Below are 23,545 nucleotides of genomic sequence, written 5' to 3' on the forward strand. Positions count from 1 at the left end.
GGTGTGGCTAGTGCGAGAAAATGAATGGTTACGAGAGGTATATGCGGCGATACATGAGCGTTATAAGCAACATCAATAAGTTTGAGATTCTCTTTTTAAATTGCTCAGCGCGCGTATGAAAATTTGCTTGGTTGTTCCAACCCATAATCCTGGCCAGATGTGGTCACGATGGGTGATGGATATCATTGAACAACAAATGGTGGAATTAAAAGTTCTTATCGTTGATTCGGATTCAACGGATGGAACTAATTTTTCAAGTTTACCTGACGGTTGGAATTGTTTGCGCATAGCGAAGTGTGACTTTAACCATGGTAACACTCGCAACTGGACGTTGCAACTTTTACATGATACTGCAGAGATTGTTGTATTTATGACTCAAGATGCATTGCTGGTAAGCCCTGATACTTTGAAGACGCTGCTTGATGCGTTTAGTGATCCTGAAGTGGCCTGCGCATACGGACGCCAGCTTCCCCATGACAACGCCACACCACTGGCCGCACACGCTAGAAACTTCAATTATCCAAACACTTCACGGAAGATCAGCATGGTAGACCAGCCGCAGCTTGGACTTAAGACCTGTTTTTTCTCAAATTCGTTTGCTGCATACAGGTTGGCAGATTTGCAGGCGGTTGGTGGTTTTCCTTCAGATGTGATTTTGGGCGAGGATATGTCTGCCGCTGCGCGTTTGCTCATGGCTGGTAAGCGTGTGGCATATATAGCCGAGGCCTGCGTCCAACATTCGCACAATTACACGCTTATGCAGGAGTTTCGTCGATACTTTGACACAGGTATTTTTCACGCTCGCAGCCCTTGGATACTTAAGGCGTTTGGTGAGGCGGGAGGAGAAGGGCTGCGTTTTGTGAGTTCAGAATTGAATTTTTTGTGGCGCCATGCACCAGGCTGGATACCAAATGCCATGGTCCGCAGTATCGCCAAATGGCTGGGCTATAAGCTAGGTCGACAAGACTCGCATTTGCCATTAAAGGTAAAGCGTTGGTGCAGTATGCACAGAGGTTACTGGAGTTGATGGGAATGGGTTTGACTTTTTCTGAGGGGCGTCGTGATTTGACTCATGCGCAAATCTGTCTAAGCAAAGCAACCTTGCTCCTAGGAGATGTGTTTGCATTAGTTCTGGCTGCCTTACTTGCTGCTGTTCTCGCGCAGATCTGGGGAGGTCAGCGCGGTGAGCAATGGTTGGTGTCCCAAGATCTTCAACGCTACGAGGCCTGGTTGGGGGTGGTGATCTTGGGATTAGTGGTTTTTTGGGTGCGATATCGTCATTACAGTGATCGCAAGCCCTATTGGTCTGAGTTGGGTGAAGTGCTTTGGGTATTGCTGTTATTATCTGTTTTAGATCTGGCGCTAATTGGTATTTCGCGATGGAATTCTTCACGCCTGTGGTGGGCTCTTGTGTGGTCGCTAACGGCACTATTTCTACCTTTGGTGCGCGGCATGTTTCGATCAGCCATGCGACGCATGCGTTTATGGCAGCGACCCACGCTGGTAATTGGAAATGGTCTTAATGCACATGAGACAGCTGAGGCGCTGCGAAGTGAGCCAGTTCTTGGCTTTGATGTTTTAGATTTTGTTGATGTAGACCACGCCTTGCAAAACGATGGACAAGTATTGAAAAAATGGGGTGAACTGCCAGGTATGCAGTTTGTGCTAGCGCTGGAGCCAGGACAAAGTTGGATGCAAGGGGCAATATTACGTAAGCTCGTTCACTGTGGGGCTGAGGATGTCAGTGTTGTCCCCGCGATACGTGGAGTTCCGTTATTAGGTACGAACATTTCGTATTTTTTCTCGCATGAAGTGGCGATGCTCAAGTTGCGCAATAATTTACGCTACTGGCCTTCGCGATTAATTAAGCGGATTTTTGACCTAGTGGCCGCATTGGTGCTTCTAGTGCTTCTGGCGCTACCGTTTGTGTTCATGGCCTGGATGATTCGCAGAGATGGCGGCCCTGCGATTTTTGCCCATAAGCGGGTAGGACAATTTGGGAGGGAGTTTGCTTGTTTCAAGTTCCGTACCATGCACGTGAATGCTGAGGAGCAATTGCGACTCTTGTTAGCCAGAGATCCTGTTGTACGTGAGGAGTGGGAGCGCGAGTTCAAGCTCCGTAATGACCCGCGCATTACAAGTATTGGCGAATTTTTACGACAAACAAGCTTAGACGAGTTGCCCCAACTCATAAATGTTATTCGTGGTGAGATGAGCCTAGTTGGCCCACGTCCGGTGATTCAGGCGGAGCTAGCATACTATGGTGAGGATGTGGATTATTTTTTATTGGTTCGCCCAGGTGTGACAGGACTCTGGCAAGTTAGTGGCCGTAATGACGTGGACTACCACACTCGCGTGTACCTAGACACTTGGTACGTTAAGAACTGGTCATTGTGGTACGACGTCTCGATACTGTTTAAAACAATTAAAGTGGTCTTTCAAAGAAAAGGTGCTTATTGAAATTGAGGGCGGTTAATGCTGTCTCAAATACGGGCTGTAGGTACTCCAAATTGACAATAATTGGATGGTGCCCTCTCCACATCCTCATTACTTTGTTTTTTTTGACCAGCCCCTTTGGGCCATAATTTGAAGGAGGCTAGCGCCAAGATTCAAAAGGTCTTGAGCGCAGTCTACGCACACGGAATGACCACTGATTCCGGAAATCACTTCTTCGGTTAAGCCTGCGCGCTTAGCGAGTGATTTATAAATCCGAGGATACGACTTTCACAAAGGGAAGTTGTGATCTTTCCGGCTGGCGTAATGCCTCAGAGAAGTAATCCTTCCGAAAGCTGACTTTTTCGAGCCAGTGCTTAAGGGCTGCGGTTGACTCTCATGTTAAGTGAATCCATTTTCCCGTTGCTTGTTGATCCGTCTTACATCTTCGCCAAAGGATGCAACGAGTTTCATTTGGAAGCCACTTGATATATTCAATCCGAAGGGAAATGAGTTCAGATTTACGATGCATGGAGTCATAGGCTAGTAGCAATAGAAGCCTGTTTCTAATGCCTCGTATGTCTTTTTGCAAACCTTCAAAAGCTTTTCTAACAGCTCTCGTGTTACGGGATAGGCTGCTCAAACCTGTTGCCAAGTTGGCGGGATATTTTTCTGAGAGTGATTCTCACATCGGGATGCTTGGTTGGATCGGCGAAACTCAAAGCCTGTGAACTACGCTTAAGGAGGCCACCTTTCTACGAACGGTTGAGTTTTTGATGCCCTGCGAGACTGTAGACATCAGGAAGGTTGAAATTGTTAATGAATTTGCTGGTAGGGTGTTTGCTGTTACTTGACCGCAGTATTCGATAAATTCATGCATGTCTGCTCAATACTCTCGAATTGTGTTCGGGGTATATGCGTCGTGTATATGTTCGAGGAGCGATTCAAGCAATTGTTTTGAAGCATGCTGAGACATAACCTTGGCCTCACAAAAATACACTAATGGTGTCACATGTGAAATTTAAATGTCAATCACTTCCGGTTAGGTGTGTACAGAAAAAGCTATGCTGCGCTGGTCAGGTGGGGATTTAGCCCGTACTGCGCGAGTTAGTTTGTTGTCTACAAGAAGGGTTGAGGCTTCGGACGGGGTGCCGGAGACTCAAAATATGAGAACCTTAATCTGAGTCAAGACAGCTTTAGAGCAAGGGGCCGTGGAATTCATTGGGGCGCCTGAGAATGCACCGCGTGTTAGGAAAAACAACACGAAAAATTCAGTTTAACCTCGCCGAGTCAACTCAAGTAACTCCCCCATAGCGGAGGATAATTGCCTACTGATAGTTGTCTGATAGCGCATCAGACGATCAAGCTTTTCTGGGTCGGGCAATGCGGCCTCTTGAGTTACTTCAGCTAAAGCACTCATCTCACGCACCCTAAAAATCTTCTTCATGAACTCCCATGTCTCTAGGCGAAACCAAGCAGCGCTAAGTTGTAGTGTCTTGACGCTGATATCGCGTAGTTCGGGTTGATGCTCGGGCTCCTCCTGAGCGTCAGGGGAAATAATCCTAATAGTTAGCTTGCTTGGATCGGGTGGTTTTTTACCTTTAACCGGATCATCGAATTTGGTCGGATCGATTTGGCGTGTTGACAGGTAATCAGCAATCGTTTGATTGCGATCGCCGCTGAGAGAAAAATTGCATATGTCTTTTTTTCAGCATCGGTCAATAACCTAGGAGATGTGGCGCCGTGTATGATCGAATTTTGGGATGACCGCTCCTTACCGCTGACAGTCTTAGGGTCAGTCGAAGTGTGTTCGGTTTCGCTGGATTTATTGGATTTGCGAAGAGAGGTGATCTTGTCTGTCATGTCCTATTTTGGCTTGGGTGTAAGAGGTTGGCAATTTAAGTAATGAGACGCATTTGTTTTTGGAAATCTGTTTTGCGAAACGAACTCCCTGTAAGGGGGCGAATGTCAGGAGGGAAATCCCCCGATATGGGCTGTCATCGGGGCCCCCCCCCCTCTGCTTGCAACATTAAAATATAAACATGACTATTCTTATTACGGGCTGCGCCGGTTTTATTGGCAGTAATTTCGTTCACACCTGGTTGTCGTCTTCAGCCGAAACCGTGGTGAACTTAGACAAACTCACTTATGCAGGCAATTTGGCCAATTTAGATGCCCTTAAGGACGACCCTCGCCACATCTTTGTGCGGGGTGATATTGGTGACCGAGCTTTGGTTTCTAAGCTTCTGGCCGAGCACAAGCCACGAGCTGTGCTGAACTTCGCCGCCGAAAGCCATGTAGACCGCTCCATCCACGGTCCTGGTGACTTTATTGAAACCAACGTCGTTGGTACTTTCAATTTGCTAGAAAGCGTGCGCGCTTATTGGCAAGACCTGCCAGCGGCTGAGAAAGAAGCATTCCGCTTTTTGCACGTATCAACCGACGAGGTGTATGGCACGCTGTCGCATACTGATCCTCCGTTTGCTGAGACTAAAAACTACGAACCGAATAGTCCATACTCAGCAAGCAAGGCGGCCAGCGACCATTTGGTGCGTGCATGGCATCACACCTATGGCTTGCCTGTGCTGACTACCAATTGCAGCAACAACTATGGGCCGTATCACTTTCCAGAAAAGCTCATTCCATTGGTGCTGCTCAATGCTTTGGCTGGTAAGCCGCTGCCTATTTATGGTGATGGCCAGCAAGTGCGTGATTGGCTTTATGTAGAAGACCACTGCCGCGCCATTGCCCGCGTACTTGAAGCTGGCAAAGTAGGCGAGACCTACAACATTGGTGGCTGGAACGAGAAGCCAAACCTAGAAGTGGTTAACACCTTGTGCGCAGTGCTGGATGAGCTACAGCCCCGTGCAGATGGCAAACGCTATGCAGAGCAAATTACCTATGTCAAAGATCGCCCCGGACACGATCGCCGTTACGCCATAGACGCACGCAAGATCGAGCGCGAATTAGGCTGGAAGCCACAAGAAACGTTTGAAACGGGCATCCGCAAAACCGTGCAGTGGTACTTGGCCAACCAAGTGTGGGTAGAGGGCGTGACCAGTGGTGCTTACCGCCAATGGGTGGGTAAGCAGTACGGCGGTTAAGGTAGGCTATGAAAATTTTGCTCTTTGGCAAAAACGGCCAAGTCGGCTGGGAGCTGCAACGTAGCTTAGCCCCCTTGGGTGAGGTGCTGGCACTTGACCGCCATAGCACCACCTATTGCGGTGATTTATCTAAACCCGAAGAGCTTGCACAAACGGTGTTGGCCTACAAGCCAGATTTCATCGTTAATGCTGCGGCACACACAGCGGTGGATAAAGCAGAGTCGGAGCCGGAGTTGGCAAAACTTTTGAATACCGATGCCCCTGCTGCCTTGGCCAAAGCCGCCGCACAAGTAGGCGCATGGCTGGTTCATTACTCCACAGACTATGTGTTTGACGGCAGTGGCACGCATGCTAGGCAAGAGGGCGAGGGCACAGGTCCGCTAAGTGTGTACGGCCAAACCAAGCTGGATGGCGAAAAAGCCATTGTTGCGAGTGGCTGCAAGTACTTGATCTTCCGCACCAGCTGGGTGTATGCCGCACGTGGTGGTAACTTTGCTAAAACCATGCTGCGCTTGGCACAAGAGCGCGACAAGTTGACGGTTATCAACGACCAGCACGGTGCGCCTACCGGCGCGGACTTGATTGCAGACGTTACTGCACACGCCATGCGCCGTGTGCTGAACACACAAAATATTTCATTCAGCGGGGTGTATCACCTTGTAGCTTCGGGTGAAGCCACATGGCATGACTATGCCAGCTATGTGATTGATAAGGCCAAAGCTATCAAGCCTGAGCTTGGATGGAAGGTTGCTGACATAGCGCCAGTACCTACCAGCGCATTCCCCACGCCTGCAACTCGCCCGCTTAATTCACGCCTTTGCAACGATAAATTGCAACAGGCGTTTGGCTTGGTCCTGCCGCCTTGGCAGCAGGGCGTAGACCGCATGCTGGCCGAAATACTCTAAACAAGAAGAACAGATATGACCAAACAACGCAAAGGCATCATCCTCGCGGGCGGCTCTGGCACCCGTTTGTACCCAGTTACCCAAGCGGTCAGCAAGCAGCTCATGCCTGTGTATGACAAGCCCATGGTGTACTACCCACTCACCACACTTATGTTGGCGGGCATCAAAGAGGTGCTGCTCATCAGCACGCCGCAAGACACCCCACGCTTCGTCGAGCTGCTGGGGGATGGCGGTCAATGGGGCATGAACATTCAATATGCCGTACAGCCCAGCCCAGATGGATTGGCGCAAGCCTTCATCATCGGCAAAAACTTTGTGGATAACCACCCCAGCTCTTTGGTTTTGGGCGACAACATTTTTTATGGCCACGACTTGGTCAAGCTGCTAGAGAGCGCCGACAAACGCAGCGATGGTGCAAGCGTGTTTGCCTACCACGTGCACGACCCCGAGCGTTATGGCGTGGTCGATTTTGACGGTCAGCAGCGCGCCCTGAGCATCGAAGAAAAGCCAGCTAAGCCAAAAAGCAACTACGCTGTCACGGGCTTGTATTTTTACGACAACCAAGTGTGCGACATTGCGGCAGACATCAAACCCTCACCCCGTGGCGAGCTAGAAATTACCGATGTCAATAAGCGTTACTTAGAACTGAATCAGCTCAATGTCGAAATCATGGGCCGTGGCTACGCATGGCTAGACACTGGCACGCACGACAGCCTGCTAGAGGCAGCCAGTTTCATTGGCACACTGCAAAAGCGCCAAGGCCTGATGGTGGCATGCCCCGAAGAAATTGCTTTTCACCAAGGCTGGATCAATGCCGAAGCCCTGCAAAAGCTGGCCCAGCCCCTAGCCAAAAACGGCTATGGCCAATACCTGCTTCATTTGTTGAAATAAATGCCCTATACCGTTAACCCCACGCACATACCTGATGTCTTGGTGCTAGAGCCAAAAGTGTTTGGCGACAGCAGGGGCTTCTTTTTCGAAAGCTTTAACCAGCAAGACTTTAACCAAGCAACTGGCCTAGACGTGAATTTCGTGCAAGACAACCACAGTCGCAGCACTCGAGGCGTGCTGCGCGGCCTTCACTACCAGCTGCAGCAGCCACAGGGAAAGCTGGTGCGCGTGGTGCGTGGCGCAGTGTTTGATGTGGCGCTGGATATACGCAAAAGCTCGCCCACCTTTGGGCAGTGGGCGGGTGTGGAACTGACCGAAGACAATCACAAACAATTTTGGGTTCCCCCGGGCTTTGCCCACGGTTTTGTTGTCTTGTCAGATACGGCAGACTTTCTTTATAAAACCACAGATTACTACGCCCCAGCACACGAACGCTGCATCGCTTGGAACGACCCGGCCATTGGCATCACCTGGCCACAAGGTATCACGCCGCAACTATCAGCCAAAGACCAAGCGGGCTTAACGCTGGCGCAAGCCGAGGTGTTTGCCTGATGCAAAACTTCTCTGCATCTCCTCGCGAGATGGTCGCCAGCCTTTGGCGCAATAAGGGTCTGATACGCAATCTGGTCCACCGTGAAGTAGTGGGCCGCTACAAAGGCTCCATGCTTGGCATCTTTTGGTCGCTGGCCACGCCTATTTTCATGCTGGCGGTTTACACCTTTGTGTTTAGCGTTGTCTTTAAGGCCCGCTGGGGCGTTGGAGGCAGTGACTCCAAAACCGAATTCGCTTTAGTTTTGTTTGCCGGTCTGATGATCTTCAACCTGTTTTCAGAATGCATAGGCCGCGCCCCTGGTCTGATCTTGGCCAATGTCAACTACGTCAAAAAAGTGGTCTTCCCGCTCGAAGTGCTGCCTTGGGTCAGCATGGGCAGCTCATTGTTTCACTTTGCAGTTAGCCTTGGCGTGTGGCTGGCGGCATATTTGGTGTTGTTTGGCGTGCCGCACTGGCATGTGCTGCTACTGCCCCTGGTGCTGGTGCCCCTGGTGCTGTTTGTCATGGGGCTGAGCTGGGCCTTAGCTTCTTTGGGTGTGTACCTGCGCGATGTGGGGCAGATTATTGGCTTGGTCATTACGGTGCTCATGTTTTTGACGCCCATTTTCTATCCCGCATCGTCATTGCCGTCTGCATATCAGCCGTTGATGTTTCTAAACCCCCTGACTCCCCCCATTGAAATGGCGCGAGATCTTCTCTATTGGGGCCAACTGCCCAATATGACCCTGTTAGCGTTATATTGGGCAGGCTCGCTGGCATTTGCCATACTGGGCTTTGCTTGGTTCCAGAAGACCCGCAAAGGATTTGCTGATGTCCTCTGAGAACACATCAACCGAATACGCCATCGAAGTCAATAGTCTAGGCAAGTGCTACCAAATCTATGACAAGCCCAGCGACCGCCTTAAGCAAATGCTGGTGCGTGGGCGTAAGCAGTACTACAGAGAATTCTGGGCACTCAAAGACGTCAGCTTCAAGATCAAAAAGGGAGAGACCGTCGGCATCATCGGACGCAACGGTTCGGGCAAGTCCACTTTGCTGCAAATGATCTGCGGCACCCTCAACCCCACAGGTGGGGAAGTCAAAGTGCATGGCCGCGTGGCGGCGCTGCTGGAGCTGGGTGCAGGCTTCAACCCTGAATTTTCGGGTGTGGAAAACGTCTACATGGCGGCATCGCTGTATGGGTTGAGCAAAGAAGTAGTCGATCAACGCTTTGACGCCATTGCCACCTTTGCTGACATTGGCGACCACATCCACCAGCCAGTTAAAACTTATTCCAGTGGCATGTATGTGCGGTTGGCCTTTGCTGTGATCGCTCACGTGGATGCGGATATTTTGGTGGTGGATGAAGCCTTGGCAGTGGGCGATGCCGTATTCACGCAAAAGTGCATGAGGTTCATTCGAAAGTTCCGAGAAAACGGCACCTTGCTCTTTGTGAGCCACGACATGGGCTCGGTACTCAATCTGTGCGAACGCGCTGTCTGGCTGCATTCGGGCCAAGTCAGGCAAGTGGGAGCGTCCAAGGACATCTCTGAGGCCTATCTGCAGTACACCCTGCAAGAGGTTTATGGCCATGAGGCCCAACTGCAAGTTATCGAGCAAACTGTCGATGCCTCTGCACCCACGCATGCAAAGACAAAACCTGCCGATGTACCGTCTGCCTTGGACTATCAGGCCCAGCTGAGCGTAAGTAACAACCTCAGCGAGGCCAACGGCTGGAAAAGTGGTGCGGGTGAAATTGTTTCGGTCAACTTGTCTGTTGTGAGCGGCGCAATAGATGGGAGTGGTGTTCTGACGGGTGGCGAGATGGTCAAGATGACCGTTGAGGCCGTGGCGCACGAAGAAATGGCCAAGCCCATTTTGGGCTTTCTCATCCGCGACAGATTGGGCCAAGACCTTTTGGGCGAAAACACGCTGCCCTTTACCGATCAACAGCCATTTCCCGTCAAAGCAGGGGATCGTTTTGCCGCAGATTTCACTTTTCGCTTGCCAATGCTGCCAAATGGTGACTACTCAGTAATGACGTCTCTGGCGGACGGTGACCTATACAAGCATGTGCAACACCATTGGTTGCACGACGCGCTCCTGATTCACGTCGTATCCAGCAAAGTTCGATATGGCCTAGTGGGTGTCGAATTCAAGAACATGAATTTTTACAAGCAATGAAAACGTTACTCGATTTGTATAAGACCCATACGGGAAAAGTTTCGGACAAATGGGCGCTGTACCTGCACGAATATGACAGGCTGTTTGCCCCATACCGCGAACAAGCTATTTCGATGCTAGAGATTGGGGTCCAGAACGGCGGCTCTCTAGAAATCTGGAGTCAGTACTTTCCAAATGCCCAGAAATTTGTGGGCTGCGACATCAACCCCGACTGCGCAAAGCTGACGTATGCAGACCCTCGCATCGCTGTTATTGTGGGGGACGCCACCACGCAAGAGACACAAGCCCAAGTTTTTGCGCAATCAGCCGGTTTTGACCTAATCATTGAAGATGGCTCGCACACCTCTAGTGATATCGTCAAAGCTTTTGCACGTTATTTCCCCGCCTTGAAATCTGAGGGGCTCTTTGTTGCCGAGGATCTTCACTGTAGCTATTGGCAAGAATACGAGGGAGGAATCTTTCACCCATACTCATCCATCGCATTCTTTAAGTGCCTAGCGGACATGGTTAATCATGAGCACTGGGGCGTTCCTAAGATGAAGTCGGAAATAATCGAAGGCTTTAAAAGGGAATACATGTTGAATTTAGACGATGGAGTTCTTTCAGAGATTCATTCTGTTGAGTTTATAAATTCAATGTGTGTCGTAAGAAAGTGCCAGGAGAAAAATAATTATCTTGGTCGACGTTGTATAGCTGGAGTTGTTGAGCATGTTGTTTCAGGGCACTTGAATATTGAGAGTGCTAATATTAGTTCACCATGTCAATTGGCTAATAAATGGACAACCCTAGCATGCTCCCCTCTTGAGAGTTATGAAGACCTTACATATCAGCTTGATTGTTCTAGAGCTGAATTGAAGGCGATTTTAAGTTCTAGAAGCTGGCGATATACTTCAGTTCTTCGTGCAATAGCGTCAATTTATAGAGATGCTATTGGCAGATGCAGGCAGCTAAATGATTAAAAAACTCATTGGCTTAGTAGAAGCACATACCTTTTCTGTGCTCGCATTTGCAATATTTGGTTTGATGTTTGCGATGCGTCCTGTGACGTGGTTGCCAACGCTAATTCTTTTAGGGTGTATGTTTGCAGTTATTGCAAATGCAGGCTTTCGAAAAAAGCTTGGAAATTTGGCTACACATGAAGAGTATCGGTGGATATTTATTCCATTTGCAGCGTGGTTTTTGGGCTGTTTGTTTGTAGGAGTGTGGCATTGGGCTTTTTCGAAAAATGCATTTTCCGAAAATCCATTCCGCATCTTTTTAGCCTTAGGTGTATTAGCGCTTTCTACAAGTTCTAGATCAAAAAAAGCATTTGTTACAGGTCTGCTAGTGGCCAGCGTTTGTGTCGTTGGAGATGTGGCTTATGGGTATTTCATTCATGATGATTACTTCCCTCGCATCAGTGGAACGACCAACCATCCAATCCATTTTGGCAACTTTTCAGCTCTTTTAGCGGTGTTGTTGATGAGTATGGCAATGCTTTTGCCGACTCAGAGGGGCGGCTTGCGAGTGATGTTTGTGATTGGATTTTTACTCGCCTTGACAGGGGCAGTAGCATCACAGTCGCGATCATCTTTTGTTGTGTTGGTGTGTCTTGTGCCCTTGTTCTTCGTGGTGAAGACGGACGAATTCCATCATTGGCTGATTCGTATTGGCTCGGCTTTGGCTTTGGTGTTCCTGTTGCTGTTAGTCGTGTCGCCAAACATTCAAGAAAAGCTTCGACTACGGGAAGCAGTTAGCGATATTCAAATGACTGAATCTGGTAACTATCAAGGCTCACTGGGTTCGCGGCTGGCAATGTGGCAAGCTGCTTGGTCTTTGTTTAAAGCTAATCCCATAGTTGGCATCGGTCCGCATAAGTTTCAGTCTGAGTTCATTAGACAAATGGAGACTGGCGAAGTGCCAAGAGCAGATGCAGAGCACAACCAACCGCACAACGATTTATTGAATGCAGCGGCAACCGGCGGTGTGCTGAAGCTCATAGCCTACTTGATGTTGATTTCTGGGCCGTTTGTATTTTTCTATCGGCAGTACAAGGCTAAAAAGTTAAATCTGAATGAGCGAATGTTCCCTATCATGGGTATGCAAGTGGTTGGGGCCTTCTTTTTAACTGGCCTCACCAATTCAAATTTCGACTTGCAAATTTACAGCACAACTTATGCGGTGTTGGTATGCGTGCTAGCCAAACTTAGTATGCAACCCGAAAGCGAATCATGAAGCACGAATACACCATTACCTTTGCTTGCTACAACCAACTTGACTACACCAAGCAATTCATTGCCAGCTTAGATCGCGATGAGGTTGATCTTTCTCGCATCGTGGCCGTAGACAACGGGTCTACAGACGGCACGCGCGAATGGCTAGGTCAGCAAGGGTTTGGTGCGGTGATTTTGAATAACCGTAATTTAGGTTGTGGCGCTGCTTGGAACCAAGGTGCATTGGCCATTCAGTCTAAATGGACGGTGGTCATGAACAACGATGTGCTGTGTGCCAAAGGTTGGTTACGCAATTTGTTAGATGCCGCTGAAGAGAATCAACTGCACATTGCTAGCCCTGCGATGGTGGAAGGTGAACTGAACTACGACTTTGCGGAGTGGGCTCAAAATGCACAAGCCAAGATGCAAGGCTATGTTCGCAAAAATGCACCACATGCCGTGTGTATGGCCATTCGTGAGGATGTGTGGGCTGAGATTGGCTACTTTATGCCTGTGCCTAAGTTGTTGGGGTATGAAGATGGCATTTTCTTTCAGCGTGCCAATGAAGCTGGCTTGAAGACTGGAACAACAGCTGATTCATGGTTGCACCACTACGGGATGACGACCCAAAAAGCGCTGAAGTTAGAAATGAAGCTTGATCAACGCGACAGCCTTGGCAATCGCAATTTGATGCGTCTTTACATGGCGCAAAGCTGGCTTGCACGAAAGTTGTCTCGGCATCAGCGCCGTAGCTTGGTCAAAGCGGCTTGTGCATATGAGTTAGCAACTTACGGTAAGTCTGTGCATGCACTGAATCACCAGCCAGGCCAAGCGTGGGGATGGGTGTGATGTTCGCTAAGCTACGAGAATTCTTGAGCGCGTTGAATCGTCGACGAAAGGCCAAGCTTCCATCTCGTTATGTCAGTCGCGCAAAGTTTGAGGATGTTGAGGCTAAATATCAATGCCTTGTTAGCGCCATAACAAGCTTGGAAAACTCGTTGGCAAAACAACCTGAATTGCGTTGCCTGCAGCCGATGAGTTTTCAGCCAAAAGACAAAGAAGTTTGCCTTTTTGTGTCTTATTCGCCCATCGCGTTGATCAAGCCGCATGTGCGCCATCACATCAAGGCATTGCGAAGTGCGAACATTGCAGTTGCACTTGTGATCAACGTGGATGACGTCAATGCTGACTTAACTCAATTGGATGTGGCTGACCTGGATTTATCTGGGCTTTATATCCGCCCTAATGTTGGGTTTGATTTTGGTGCATGGTCACAGCTTTACGCCATGTTGGATGCGCGTGCTGATCTGGATCGTTTGTACCTCGCGAATGACAGCATGATTGGGCCGCTGTCTGAACACATGTTCAAGGGTATGATGGAAAAAATCCATCACTCATCTGCTGACATGGTTGGACTGCTTGGCAACCCAATACCGCAGTTTCATCTGCAAAGCTTCTTTTTGGTTTTCAATCGTTCGATCTTGGTCGATGAACGATTCCAAACCTTCTTCAAGTCGCTGTGGTGTTTGCCAACCAAAGATATGGTGATCGATTTTTACGAGGTGCGACTCACGCAGTTGATCCAGAGTTGTGGCTTTGTTGCAGCGCCTTTGTATGAAATCAAAACGGCTGCGTATCAAAAAACAAATCTCGTTATTTTTAATTTAGACGAGTTGTTAGAGTTGGATTTTCCGTACGTTAAAACCAGTATGGTTACAAGCGCTGCAGGCAAGAAGATTCTCAAGTCTTTTAATTTATCTTTCTAACGCAACCTCGCCATCCACCCCGTCACCCCCAACAACCCCAAGCTACTCACCAATGCAAACGCAGCCATGTGCTCTTGTGCATCCATGGTTTGAGTCAACGCCACAGGGGCCAACAGCACCACGGCTTGCACACCACCCAGTGCCATGCATGCCCATGAATACGCACTGGCAGATTGGGTTTGGAAAGGCCGGTGGCTAAAAGCCGCAGACAAGCAGGCGCTGCCTTGCCACAGCACCAGCGGTGCAATGTAGTGCCACAGGCCAGCCCAGCGTGGGTCTAGCCACTCTTGGTACAGCGCAACGGCGCATGACAAGCCCAACACAATGACGCAGGCGAAAGCGCCTAGGCCTAGCCACCACGGGCTGGCCCAAGCATTGTGTGTGTTCTGGTTTGACTGACCTTTTGCCAACACCACCTGCGCCCACGCCATGTGCACCACGGCAGGCAAAAAGCCCAGCACGCGCAGCAGGGCGCTCATCCAGCCTGTTTCTTCAGCGCCGTACAAACGCTGCCACACCACGATGATGGCGGTGGCTAGCAGGGCATCGACCAGCGTGTGCGCCATGCGCAGTGCCGCGCTTCGGGGGTCTGACTGCGAGTTCGATGCCGCCAGTGTGTCGTTGGCCGCATGCGGACGCAAAGCGGGCACCAGCCACAACGCGCCTACGGCGTAGCCCAGCAGCGCCGAGAGCACCAAGGTGGGCCTTGTCCAGCCTACCCATGCCCCTAGCAGCGCAGCGCCCGCTGCTGTGGTGGCCGCAGTGAGGGGAGGTAACACACGCACCATGGCTTGTTGCCAAGCAGAGCCCACGCGCAGGGTGAAGCTTTGTGCCAACATCCAGCCCATTTGACAAAACGCCAATAGCATGGCCCACAGCAACGCGGGCCATAGGCTGAGTTGGCTGAACCACACCGCCAGTGCTGCGACGGGTAGCAACGCCAAGCCCCGCCACGCACTGGCACGCCAAGCCTGTTGCGCCGCAATGTGTGCAGGTAAGTGCTGGTTGGCCAGTAGGCCCAGTGGGGCTTGTGCCAAAGCCAAGGTCATCCAGAAAAAACCAATTTGGCTGATGACCGAGAATTCACCCACTTCTTGTGGCGTGAACAAGCGCAGCATGAGCAACGCAAAAGCCACCTGCGTGGCAAAAGCGGCCGCACTCGCTAGCGCAATCACGCGACTCACTGCGCACCGCCTGTGATGTGTAGGTGCTGCCAAATGGACAGTTTGTTCAGCAATTTGGGCCATGCCAAATCGCGCACATCTGGCACAACATAGGGGTAAGCCTCCAGCGCTTCGCCAAAGCTGGGTATCCAGCTGCTGGGCTCATCGCGCAGGAAATGAAAATTGCCTTGGTAGTGCGCGGCAAAGTAGCGCACCCACGCGTAGTCGTTGCTCACCACGGGCAGGCCCACGGCGCAGTACTCCAGCAGCTTGGTGGAGGTTTGCTGGTTGTAGGGTTCGATGTTGCTGACCAAGTTCAATCCAAAACGTGCACGGCGCAGTTGGTGGGGCACATCGGCATGCGGCACGCGGCCTGTACATGCCACGCTCGTCGGTAGCTGTGTGCGCAGTGCATCAGGCACATCACCCACCAGCAGCAAAGTGCGGCCTGCTTCGTGAATGCTTTGCAGCAGGGGCACAAAGGGCAGAAGGCGATTCATTTCGCCTAAGTAGACCAAGTCAAACTCGGTGTGCGCAGCCTGTGTGGCGGCATCAAAGAAGGTTTGTGCCACACCCATGTCACGCAAGGCGTGCGGCACGCCATCGTCAAAGCCCATGCGTTCACGCACCCAGCCGTTTTGAAACAAGCGGTAGTCGGGCTTGGGCTGTGTCCAGTGCTTGATGAAGTCTTTCAGCCATGCTTTGGGTGGGGCGGAGGTAGAGGCGTATTCGTGGATGTGAAAAGCGTTTTTCAGCCGACGCGCCTCAGCGCTGGGCACGCGCCCGCACATCCACCACACCACTTGCGCATTGAGCGGCACAGTGGCCCCCGTGTCGTGCACCAAGGCTTGGTGACCGTGCGAGTTGATGAAGTCAACATACGCATCAATCTCGGGCAGGTAGGCAGGGCCACCACGGACGAAGTGGATGCAGATGGATGGTTGGGTCGTAGGTGATGTGGCCTTGTGAATAACGGCATTTTGGAAAAATGCTTCGGTTAATTCGGGCGCGTCATCCGGTGTAGTCCACGTAGCGGTCATAGAGGGCTTTTTCGCGCTTGGCACTATTGAACTCAATGAGCATTAATTAATCTAAACATGCCAAATTATGGTTCAAGTCGTGGGTGGTCAATTTGCATGGCGCACAGCATTTCTTGTCAATTTTCCACAACCCACTCGATGTGATATTGGGGGTGCAATTTCCTAGATTGCCGAACTAAAATTCCTAAATTTATTATTTTAAATTCCGAAATTTACGATATTATTGGCGTATGAACACAGTATCTTTAATTCCTCGGCTGATACAGCCTCGTATGGCCGAAGCCATGAGCGACACCCCGGTGGTGCTTTTAGCCGGGCCACGGCAGGCGGGCAAAACAACGCTTGTGCGGCAGTTGGTTCGCGATGACATGCAATACCTGACGCTGGATGACGAGTTGACGCTGATGTCTGCGCGCAATGACCCTGTGGGCTTGATTCGTCGTCTTGACCGGGCGGTGATTGATGAAATTCAACGCGCCCCAGCGCTATTGTTGGCCATTAAAAAGAGTGTGGATGAAGACAGGCGTGCTGGACGATTCTTATTGACAGGTTCTGCCAATTTGATGGCAATGCCCACTGTGGCTGACTCATTGGCTGGGCGAATGGAAACGTTGACACTTTTGCCCTTATCTCAGAGTGAAGTGCAAGGGAGAACAACTAATTGGCTAGATGCTGCATTTGCAGGTCAGTTGCCACAGCCGGGCTCGGACGCGCGAGCAGATGACTTGGTGGAACGTGTGCTGCGAGGTGGATACCCTGAAGCCATGGCAAGGTCCACGCCCAAGCGGCGCACTGCGTGGGCCAGGCAATATTTGGATGCCATCATCCAGCGCGATGTACGCGATGTGTCTGGCATAGAAAAGCTAGGGCATTTACCTCGCTTTTTAAATGCGCTCGCACAAACCGCGGGGCAAATGTGCAACTACACCCAGCTGGGTGGGCAAGTGGGCCTAGATGGAAAAACAGCATCTAGCTATTTGGGCGTGTTTGAACATATGTATTTGCTCAAACGCGTTGATGTGTGGGCACGCAATCGCTTAAGTCGCGTCATGAAAACGCCCAAGCTTCAGTTTGTAGATGCAGGTTTGCTAGCTGCATTGATAGACTTGACGCCTGATGAGGTGGCTAAGGATAAAACACGCTTTGGCAATGTGCTTGAGACCTTTGTGTTTTCGGAGTTGCTTAAGCACAGTGCCACAGCCGAGGGTGATTACCGCCTGATGTGCTACCGCGATGCGGACAAGGTGGAGGTCGATGTGGTGATTGAAAACGCACAGGGACAGCTGGTAGGGGTCGAGGTTAAGGCATCGGCTACGGTGAAAAAGTCAGACTTACGGGGCCTTAAGAAGCTTGCTGATTTGGCGGGAGATAGTTTCAAGATGGGGGTGCTGTTGTATGACGGGGACGAAACCATGCCACTTGGTAATGGCATTTGGGCCGCCCCGCTGTCAACGCTGTGGGGCTAGCGAACTACAACGCTGATTCACAGGGCACGCAGCACCTCTTGCCAGTTCCCCACAAACCCATCGATGTGATGACGCGCCACGATGCGGGCCATGTCGTCTCGTACTTGCTGTTCGGGCAGACTGAGGGTGGTCATCACGGCTTCGGCCAACGACACCGGCGCATCGCCTCGGGCTAGCAGATAGGGTGCATCTAGGTCGTACAGCTCGCGCATGGCGGGGATGGGCAGCGACACGCACGGCACACCGCAAGCGAGGGATTCGAGGGCCGTCATGGGGCAACCCTCGTAGCGTGAGGTGAGCAACGTCATTTGCCATGGCTTGTACAGGCTTGCACCGCTGGGGTGTTTGCCTAAAAAGTGCAGGCGGCCTTGCGAGAGCAAGTCCATGCTGTCGTGCACTATTTTGCGGTGCACGGGGCCATCGCCCACGATGCCCAGTTGTGCTTCGTCGGGTAAGTAGCGCAACGCATCGATGGCCAAGTGCGGACGTTTTTCAGCAGACAAGCGGCCCACATAGCCCAGCAGCAAAGGCGGCATGCCCCCGCCGCCATGACCTGCATGCACATGAATGGCTTGGCCTTCGGGCATGGGGGCAATGCCGTTGGGCACGACGGTGCAGCGTTGTTGCTTGCCCAGCGTGATGAAGCTGAGCAGCGAGTCTTGCGTGGTGCGTGACACGCACACAAACTGGCTGACTTGTTTGTAGAGCAAACGCAGCCAAAGTTTCTTCACCGCCGAGGTGCCCGCCTCGTGTAGCACCTCCATTAACGGGCCATGCACCCAGCTGACCAGTGGCTTGCCCGTGATGGCTTTGAGCGCTGCGCCGCAATACGTGGGGCCAAAGTTGTGTGTGGCTACGATGACATCGTGCTCCTTGGCCGCACTCACCAATGTGGGCCATTGCGTTTGTTGCCAAGACAAGGCGGTGACTTGCCAGCCTTGTGCACTGAGCGCATTGGCCAAGGTGCGCGTCATGGTGTGCACGCCGCCCCATGAGGGTTCCTCTAGCAAGAGGATGCGACGTGCGTGAGAGGCGGTGGTCATTTCAGCGTGCGCCAAAACCAGTGCACACGGTCTTGACGGTTTTGGCAGCAATCAGCAAATCGAGCGCGAGCGAGTAATGCGCCACGTAATACAAGTCATAGCTGAGTTTGATGCGCGTGGTGTCAGCGCTGTCGGCGTAGCCTTGCTGCACTTGGGCCCATCCGGTGAGGCCCGGGCGCACCAAGTGACGGTAGGGGTAGCTCGGGATGGTGGCTGCAAAGTCGCGCACAAACGCAGTTTGCTCGGGGCGTGGACCAATGAGGCTCATGTGGCCCATGAGCACGTTGAAGAGTTGGGGCAGTTCATCTAAACGCGTGCGACGCAGCACACGCCCCACACGGGTGATGCGTGGGTCTTCGGCTTGTGCAAAGTGCACGCCTGGGGCTTGCAAGCCATGCACCATGCTGCGGAATTTCCACAGCGTGAACACTTGTCCATCGCGACCGACGCGAGGTTGCGAATACAGCGCGGGGCCTTTGGAGTCGAAGCGCACAGCCAATGCCACACCAATGGCCAGAGGTACCCACAAGGGTGAGAGCGCGATGACGGTGGCTACATCTAGCAAACGCTTGGCGCGGTCGTAGCTGGGGTCGTTGTTGATCTCCCAAAGTGTGTCAGTGGCGGTGGGCAGCATCTTGCGGCCGCTGGTGAGTTCGGCCACGGCTTCAACGCTGTACAGGCGCAGGTGCTGCATCTTCAGCTCGCCCAACAAACGCGTGCGCTCGTCGGTGCTGCGCACATGTCGGTCAAGTACCACGCCGTCGCAGGCGGGCAGCGGTGTGTCGCTGTTGGGGTTCCACGCGATGAGTTGCACGGCTTGTGGGTCAAGTGTGTTGGGCTTGAGGCAGGCTGCGAGTTGTGCGGGTACGGTGGTGTCGATGTGCACCAAGCGCAAGGCGCGGTGTTTGACGTGGCGACGATACCCCCACCACAGCCACAGCGTGGTGGCGGCATAGGCCCACACCACGGCGGCGCGTGAGTACGGTTGCTGCAACAGCGCAAAGCCTAACGGTGTGAACAAAAACGGCGCGGTGGTGGACACCCACAACACACCGCTGCGCTCGGCCACAGGCAAATTGGAGGCGCGCATGAGCAAGTGCGTAGCTACCGCATAGGGCAGCACGCACCACCACAACGTCTCGCCAAACTGGTAGGTCATGACACCCGCGTCTTCCAACAGCTGCGCGGCCATGAGGCTAGGTAGCAACATCCAGACGCCCCACAGGGCCCAGCGTTGCAAGGCGTCGCGGCGGCGTACCGAGGCGGACACGAGGCCTGCGTTGTGTTGCGTGCTGGCCTCTGCATGCGTTGGGGCTTTTGTGTCGCTGGCTTCTTGCGTGCATTGGCGGTAGACCTGCAGCACACGTTCGGCCATGGTTTCGGCGACAAAGCTGTCTTCAAATTTTTGCTGTGCGGCACGGGCCAGGCGCTTGCGCATGTGTGGGTCGCGCACGAGTTGCAGCAGTTTTTCAGCCACGGCTTCGGGGGTGTTGGCCACCAAGATGCCATCTTGGTAAGCGTTGATTTGCTCGCGAATGCCGGGCAAGCTGCTGGCCAACACACACAGGCCAGCACGCATGGCTTCGAGCACGGTGATGGGCATGCCTTCGTGGTCAGACAGCAGCACAAACACCTCATGCTGTGTGAGTAGTTCGCTCACGTTGCTCACGTCACCCGCCCAAGTGATGTGTTTGAGGTTGAGTGATTGGGCTTGTGCGCGAAGCGCTTCGGTCAGCGGGCCATCGCCTGCCAAAGTGACGGGCAGTTCGTGCCCTAAAGTGTTGCGCACTTTGGCCAAGGCTTGCAACAGCAAGTCGTGGCGTTTGGGGGCTTTGGTACGGGCCACCATGATGAGGCGAGGCGTGACCACCGTGGGGGGCTCATTGAGGGGCTGCTCAGGCTTTGGCAAACGCGCAATGCCGTTGGGAATGACGTGCACACGCTCAGGGGCAATGGCCAAGTTCAACGCCAAGTCACGTTCGTATTTGGACACGCAAATCATGTGCGAGGTCCAACCCGCCATCATGCGTTCGGCCAAGCCTGCAGCGGTGCGGCGCACCAGTGGCACTTCGGGTTTGAAGCCAAAGCCATGCACGGTGTAGATGGAAGGCACCTGTGCACGATGTGCAGCCACGCGTGCCACCAAACCACCAATGGCGCTGTGACCATGCACAAGGTCAGGCTGGTGCGTGTGGATGAGTTCGGTCACCTGCTTAACTGCTGGCCACAGCTTGAGCGGGTTGAGCGACTCCACCATGTCAGGCATGGGGCACACGGTGATGCCGAGTTGCGTGAGTTCACGGCCCAACACAGACGCTTCGATGGGCCCACCAATGACCACAGTGAATTGCACGCGCCCTTGCAAGGCTTGGCACAAGTCGCGCACATGCGATTGCGCGCCACCCGCTTCACCGCGGGTGATGACGATCATCACATGCGGTACTTGCGCGTTGGCTTGTATGGCTGCGAGGTCTAGGCCAGCCCATGGGCTGTTGCGGCGGCGTTGCGGCTCGACAAGGCCTGCCAGGTGAAGCGTGGTTTCGACGTGAACGCCTTGGTCGACGGATTGTTCCGTTGGCTCGGTTTCAGCGGTTTCGCTGGGGACCGGCGATGTGGTGTTTTGTGCTGGCTCGCTCACATGGGCGTCAGTCACTACGACTTTAGGCTCTGCAGCTTTGCGCTTGGCACGTGGCTTTTTCGCAGGCGCAACGGGCGGCAATGTTGCAGGATCAGGGGCTGGCGGAAAGTCGTCAAACAGGGACAGTGTGCCGTCGTCTTGGTTTTTCATAGCGGGGTGTCGAACCCTTGTGGGTTCATAGACTGCCAGCGCCACGCGTCGGCGCACATGCGTTCAAGGTCAAACTGGGTTTCCCAATTCAGCAACGCTTTGGCTTGGCGTGGATCGGCCAAGCACTGGGCCACATCGCCAGGGCGGCGGGGCACAACTTGGTGAGGGATGGGCACGCCGTTGACGCGTGCAAATGTGTCAACCATGTCTTGCACGCTCACGCCACGGCCTGTGCCGAGGTTGACGGTGAGGAGTTTGGGCTCGTTCAAGGCACGCAGTGCGGCCAAGTGGCCAGCGGCTAAGTCGCTCACATGCAGGTAGTCACGCACGCCTGTGCCATCGGGTGTGGGGTAGTCGTTGCCAAAGATTTGCAAGTGCGCCCGCTGGCCCAAGGCCACTTGGGTGATGTAGGGCATGAGGTTGTTGGGAATGCCGTTGGGTGCTTCGCCCAGCAAACCGCTTTCGTGCGCGCCCACAGGGTTGAAGTAGCGCAAGATAGCAATACTCCAACGTGGGTCAGCCGCGTGCAGCTCGCGCAGCGCGTCTTCGCACATGAGCTTGGTGCGGCCATAGGGGTTGGTGGCAGTCAGCGCCGCGGTTTCGGGGATGGGTACGCTCACGGGGTCGCCATACACGGTGGCTGACGAGCTAAACACAATGCGGCGCACATTGGCGCGGTCCATGGCTTGCAGCAGGTTGAGGGTGCCGCTGACATTGTTCTCAAGGTAACGCAGGGGTTGAGCGACCGATTCGCCCACGGCCTTGAGGCCTGCAAAGTGGATGACGCCTGCAAAGTGGTGGCGGGCAAATAGGGCGTCAAGCGCCGCTGAATCGCGAATATCGGCCTGCACAAACTCGATGGGGCTGGCGTTCAAACGGGCCAATCGGTCGAGTACTTTGGGGCTCGAATTGCACAAATTGTCCAAAATGACCACAGGTTGGCCCGCTTCAGCGAGGGTGACGACAGTGTGGGAGCCAATAAAGCCCGTGCCACCAGTGATCAAAATGGGTTGTGTCATGCCGTGAAAAATTTATAAGTTTTGGCGATTATCCCCTGTGAATATGCGGTCTGCGGCCTAAAATAAAACCAGCTTGCCAGTGCGCACAGTTAGTGCTCTGGTGAGTGATTTCTATCTTCTTACCTTTTTAGTACTTCCATGAAACGCACACATTCCCCTCAAGCAGGCGCACACGCTGGCGCTGAATCTTGCATTGCCCTCATCGACGCCCGTTTTTTGGCGTGGTTGCAAGGCCAGACCGACACCGCACAAGACCACGTGCGCCCACAGTTGCATCAGTTACTGAGCAACGCCTTGAGCCACAACGGCCTCGACCTGAACCTGCGTCGCATTTACTGGTACAGCGACACGCCAGACGACCAAGCGGTGCCTGCACAAATTACCCGTGCCGTGATGCCTCACAGCCAAGACGGCGGCTTGTCGATGCTGCGTACCTTGGGGGCCGACCTCAAGCGCTTGGCCGAACGTGGCGCCTGCGACCACATTTTGGTGGGCAGCGATGACGAGCGCTTGATCAGCCTGATTGACGAAGCCCAATTACACGGTGTGTCGGTGCACCTGCTGGCCGACGAAGCTTCACGCAATATGGCCCAACTGAACCGTGAAGACCCAGGTTGGGCACGCTTGCTGTCGCAAGCCGACCAGCGCGTGGTGTTGGGTGCTCAGGCCTTGCGCGAGGGCGGTGCTCGACACGCCAGCTCGGTGCACGCTGCGCCTGCGATTGACCCCGAGCAACTGCGCGAGCAGCTCAACACCGTCATCACCGCATGGTGGGACGAAGAGCCAGAAGACCTGCGCGAAGACTTGCGCGAAGAGCTGCAAAACACACGCGGTATTCCACAAGAGGTGGACCGCCAGCTGTTGCTCGGCGTGCGTCGCGTGTTGGAGCGTGCCTTGAGCTTCCAAGAGAAAAAGCTCTTGCGCGAGATGGTGCGTGAGCGCGTGTTGGGCCCACAAGCTGCACAGCCTGCCCCAGCCGTTGAGCACGCTGAATAAGCCTAGACCGACTACCCACGGAGT

General features: G+C 53.0%; 19 protein-coding genes. 14 read left to right on the forward strand and 5 right to left on the reverse strand.

All coding sequences use genetic code 11. From position 1 onward, the window contains the following. Positions 1-115 precede the first annotated feature (115 nt). From QMG27_RS01375 to QMG27_RS01430, 12 genes are all read left to right on the forward strand, one after another. A complete protein-coding gene (locus tag QMG27_RS01375) occupies positions 116-1,027 on the forward strand; it encodes a glycosyltransferase family 2 protein (RefSeq protein ID WP_281812391.1) in 912 nt (303 codons plus the stop codon). A gap of 5 nt (positions 1,028-1,032) precedes the next feature. Continuing rightward, the gene (gene wbaP, locus QMG27_RS01380; RefSeq protein ID WP_281812393.1) at positions 1,033-2,460 is read left to right on the forward strand and encodes an undecaprenyl-phosphate galactose phosphotransferase WbaP; all 1,428 of its coding nucleotides are present in this window, start codon (positions 1,033-1,035) and stop codon (positions 2,458-2,460) included. Positions 2,461-4,475: 2,015 nt separating this feature from the next. Then, entirely contained in the window at positions 4,476-5,537 is a 1,062-nt protein-coding gene (gene rfbB, locus QMG27_RS01385; protein WP_281812395.1) for a dTDP-glucose 4,6-dehydratase, read from the forward strand. Positions 5,538-5,545: 8 nt separating this feature from the next. Further along, positions 5,546-6,442 (forward strand): dTDP-4-dehydrorhamnose reductase, encoded by an 897-nt coding sequence (rfbD, locus tag QMG27_RS01390; protein WP_281812397.1) that lies wholly within the window; start codon positions 5,546-5,548, stop codon positions 6,440-6,442. Positions 6,443-6,457: 15 nt separating this feature from the next. After that, on the forward strand, positions 6,458-7,333 hold the full coding sequence (gene rfbA / locus QMG27_RS01395) for a glucose-1-phosphate thymidylyltransferase RfbA (protein WP_281812399.1): 876 nt from the start codon (positions 6,458-6,460) through the stop codon (positions 7,331-7,333). After that, positions 7,334-7,885, forward strand: coding sequence for a dTDP-4-dehydrorhamnose 3,5-epimerase (gene rfbC / locus QMG27_RS01400; protein WP_281812401.1), 552 nt, complete (start codon positions 7,334-7,336; stop codon positions 7,883-7,885). Further along, positions 7,885-8,706, forward strand: a complete 822-nt coding sequence (locus QMG27_RS01405) for an ABC transporter permease (protein ID WP_281812403.1) — start codon at positions 7,885-7,887, stop codon at positions 8,704-8,706. Before rfbC ends, QMG27_RS01405 begins: the two co-directional genes overlap by 1 nt. Then, entirely contained in the window at positions 8,696-10,048 is a 1,353-nt protein-coding gene (locus QMG27_RS01410) for an ABC transporter ATP-binding protein (protein WP_281812405.1), read from the forward strand. The genes QMG27_RS01405 and QMG27_RS01410 overlap by 11 nt, the downstream gene beginning before the upstream one ends. Continuing rightward, positions 10,045-11,007 carry a class I SAM-dependent methyltransferase gene (locus QMG27_RS01415; RefSeq protein WP_281812407.1) on the forward strand — a complete coding sequence of 321 codons (963 nt, stop codon included), beginning with the start codon at positions 10,045-10,047 and terminating at the stop codon, positions 11,005-11,007. Before QMG27_RS01410 ends, QMG27_RS01415 begins: the two co-directional genes overlap by 4 nt. Beyond that, positions 11,000-12,262 (forward strand): O-antigen ligase family protein, encoded by a 1,263-nt coding sequence (locus tag QMG27_RS01420; protein WP_281812409.1) that lies wholly within the window; start codon positions 11,000-11,002, stop codon positions 12,260-12,262. Before QMG27_RS01415 ends, QMG27_RS01420 begins: the two co-directional genes overlap by 8 nt. Beyond that, the gene (locus tag QMG27_RS01425; RefSeq protein ID WP_281812411.1) at positions 12,259-13,089 is read left to right on the forward strand and encodes a glycosyltransferase; all 831 of its coding nucleotides are present in this window, start codon (positions 12,259-12,261) and stop codon (positions 13,087-13,089) included. The genes QMG27_RS01420 and QMG27_RS01425 overlap by 4 nt, the downstream gene beginning before the upstream one ends. A 23-nt stretch (positions 13,090-13,112) precedes the next feature. After that, positions 13,113-14,006 (forward strand): rhamnan synthesis F family protein, encoded by an 894-nt coding sequence (locus QMG27_RS01430; RefSeq protein WP_281812413.1) that lies wholly within the window; start codon positions 13,113-13,115, stop codon positions 14,004-14,006. Here the strand turns inward: QMG27_RS01430 and QMG27_RS01435 are convergent. Then, positions 14,003-15,190 carry a hypothetical protein gene (locus tag QMG27_RS01435; RefSeq protein WP_281812414.1) on the reverse strand — a complete coding sequence of 396 codons (1,188 nt, stop codon included), beginning with the start codon at positions 15,188-15,190 and terminating at the stop codon, positions 14,003-14,005. The two genes, QMG27_RS01430 and QMG27_RS01435, sit on opposite strands and share 4 nt — an antisense overlap. After that, positions 15,187-16,209 (reverse strand): glycosyltransferase, encoded by a 1,023-nt coding sequence (locus tag QMG27_RS01440; protein WP_281812416.1) that lies wholly within the window; start codon positions 16,207-16,209, stop codon positions 15,187-15,189. Before QMG27_RS01440 ends, QMG27_RS01435 begins: the two co-directional genes overlap by 4 nt. 284 nt (positions 16,210-16,493) lie before the next feature. Between QMG27_RS01440 and QMG27_RS01445 the strand changes: the two genes are divergently transcribed. Next, positions 16,494-17,675, forward strand: a complete 1,182-nt coding sequence (locus QMG27_RS01445) for an ATP-binding protein (RefSeq protein ID WP_281812418.1) — start codon at positions 16,494-16,496, stop codon at positions 17,673-17,675. Positions 17,676-17,692: 17 nt separating this feature from the next. Here QMG27_RS01445 and QMG27_RS01450 read toward each other — a convergent pair whose 3' ends face one another. From QMG27_RS01450 to galE, 3 genes are read right to left on the reverse strand one after another with little or no spacing between them, the layout of a single operon-like run. Next, complete coding sequence (locus QMG27_RS01450; protein ID WP_281812420.1) at positions 17,693-18,718, reverse strand: glycosyltransferase family 4 protein; 1,026 nt, start codon at positions 18,716-18,718, stop codon at positions 17,693-17,695. A gap of 1 nt (position 18,719) precedes the next feature. Then, complete coding sequence (locus QMG27_RS01455; RefSeq protein WP_281812422.1) at positions 18,720-21,506, reverse strand: sugar transferase; 2,787 nt, start codon at positions 21,504-21,506, stop codon at positions 18,720-18,722. Next, on the reverse strand, positions 21,503-22,525 hold the full coding sequence (gene galE, locus QMG27_RS01460; protein ID WP_281812424.1) for a UDP-glucose 4-epimerase GalE: 1,023 nt from the start codon (positions 22,523-22,525) through the stop codon (positions 21,503-21,505). Before galE ends, QMG27_RS01455 begins: the two co-directional genes overlap by 4 nt. Positions 22,526-22,663: 138 nt before the next feature. Between galE and QMG27_RS01465 the strand changes: the two genes are divergently transcribed. Then, the gene (locus QMG27_RS01465; protein WP_281812426.1) at positions 22,664-23,521 is read left to right on the forward strand and encodes a hypothetical protein; all 858 of its coding nucleotides are present in this window, start codon (positions 22,664-22,666) and stop codon (positions 23,519-23,521) included. Positions 23,522-23,545: the final 24 nt, after the last annotated feature.

It is taken from the genome of Limnohabitans sp. MORI2, from assembly GCF_027925025.1.
GTDB lineage: Bacteria > Pseudomonadota > Gammaproteobacteria > Burkholderiales > Burkholderiaceae_C > Limnohabitans.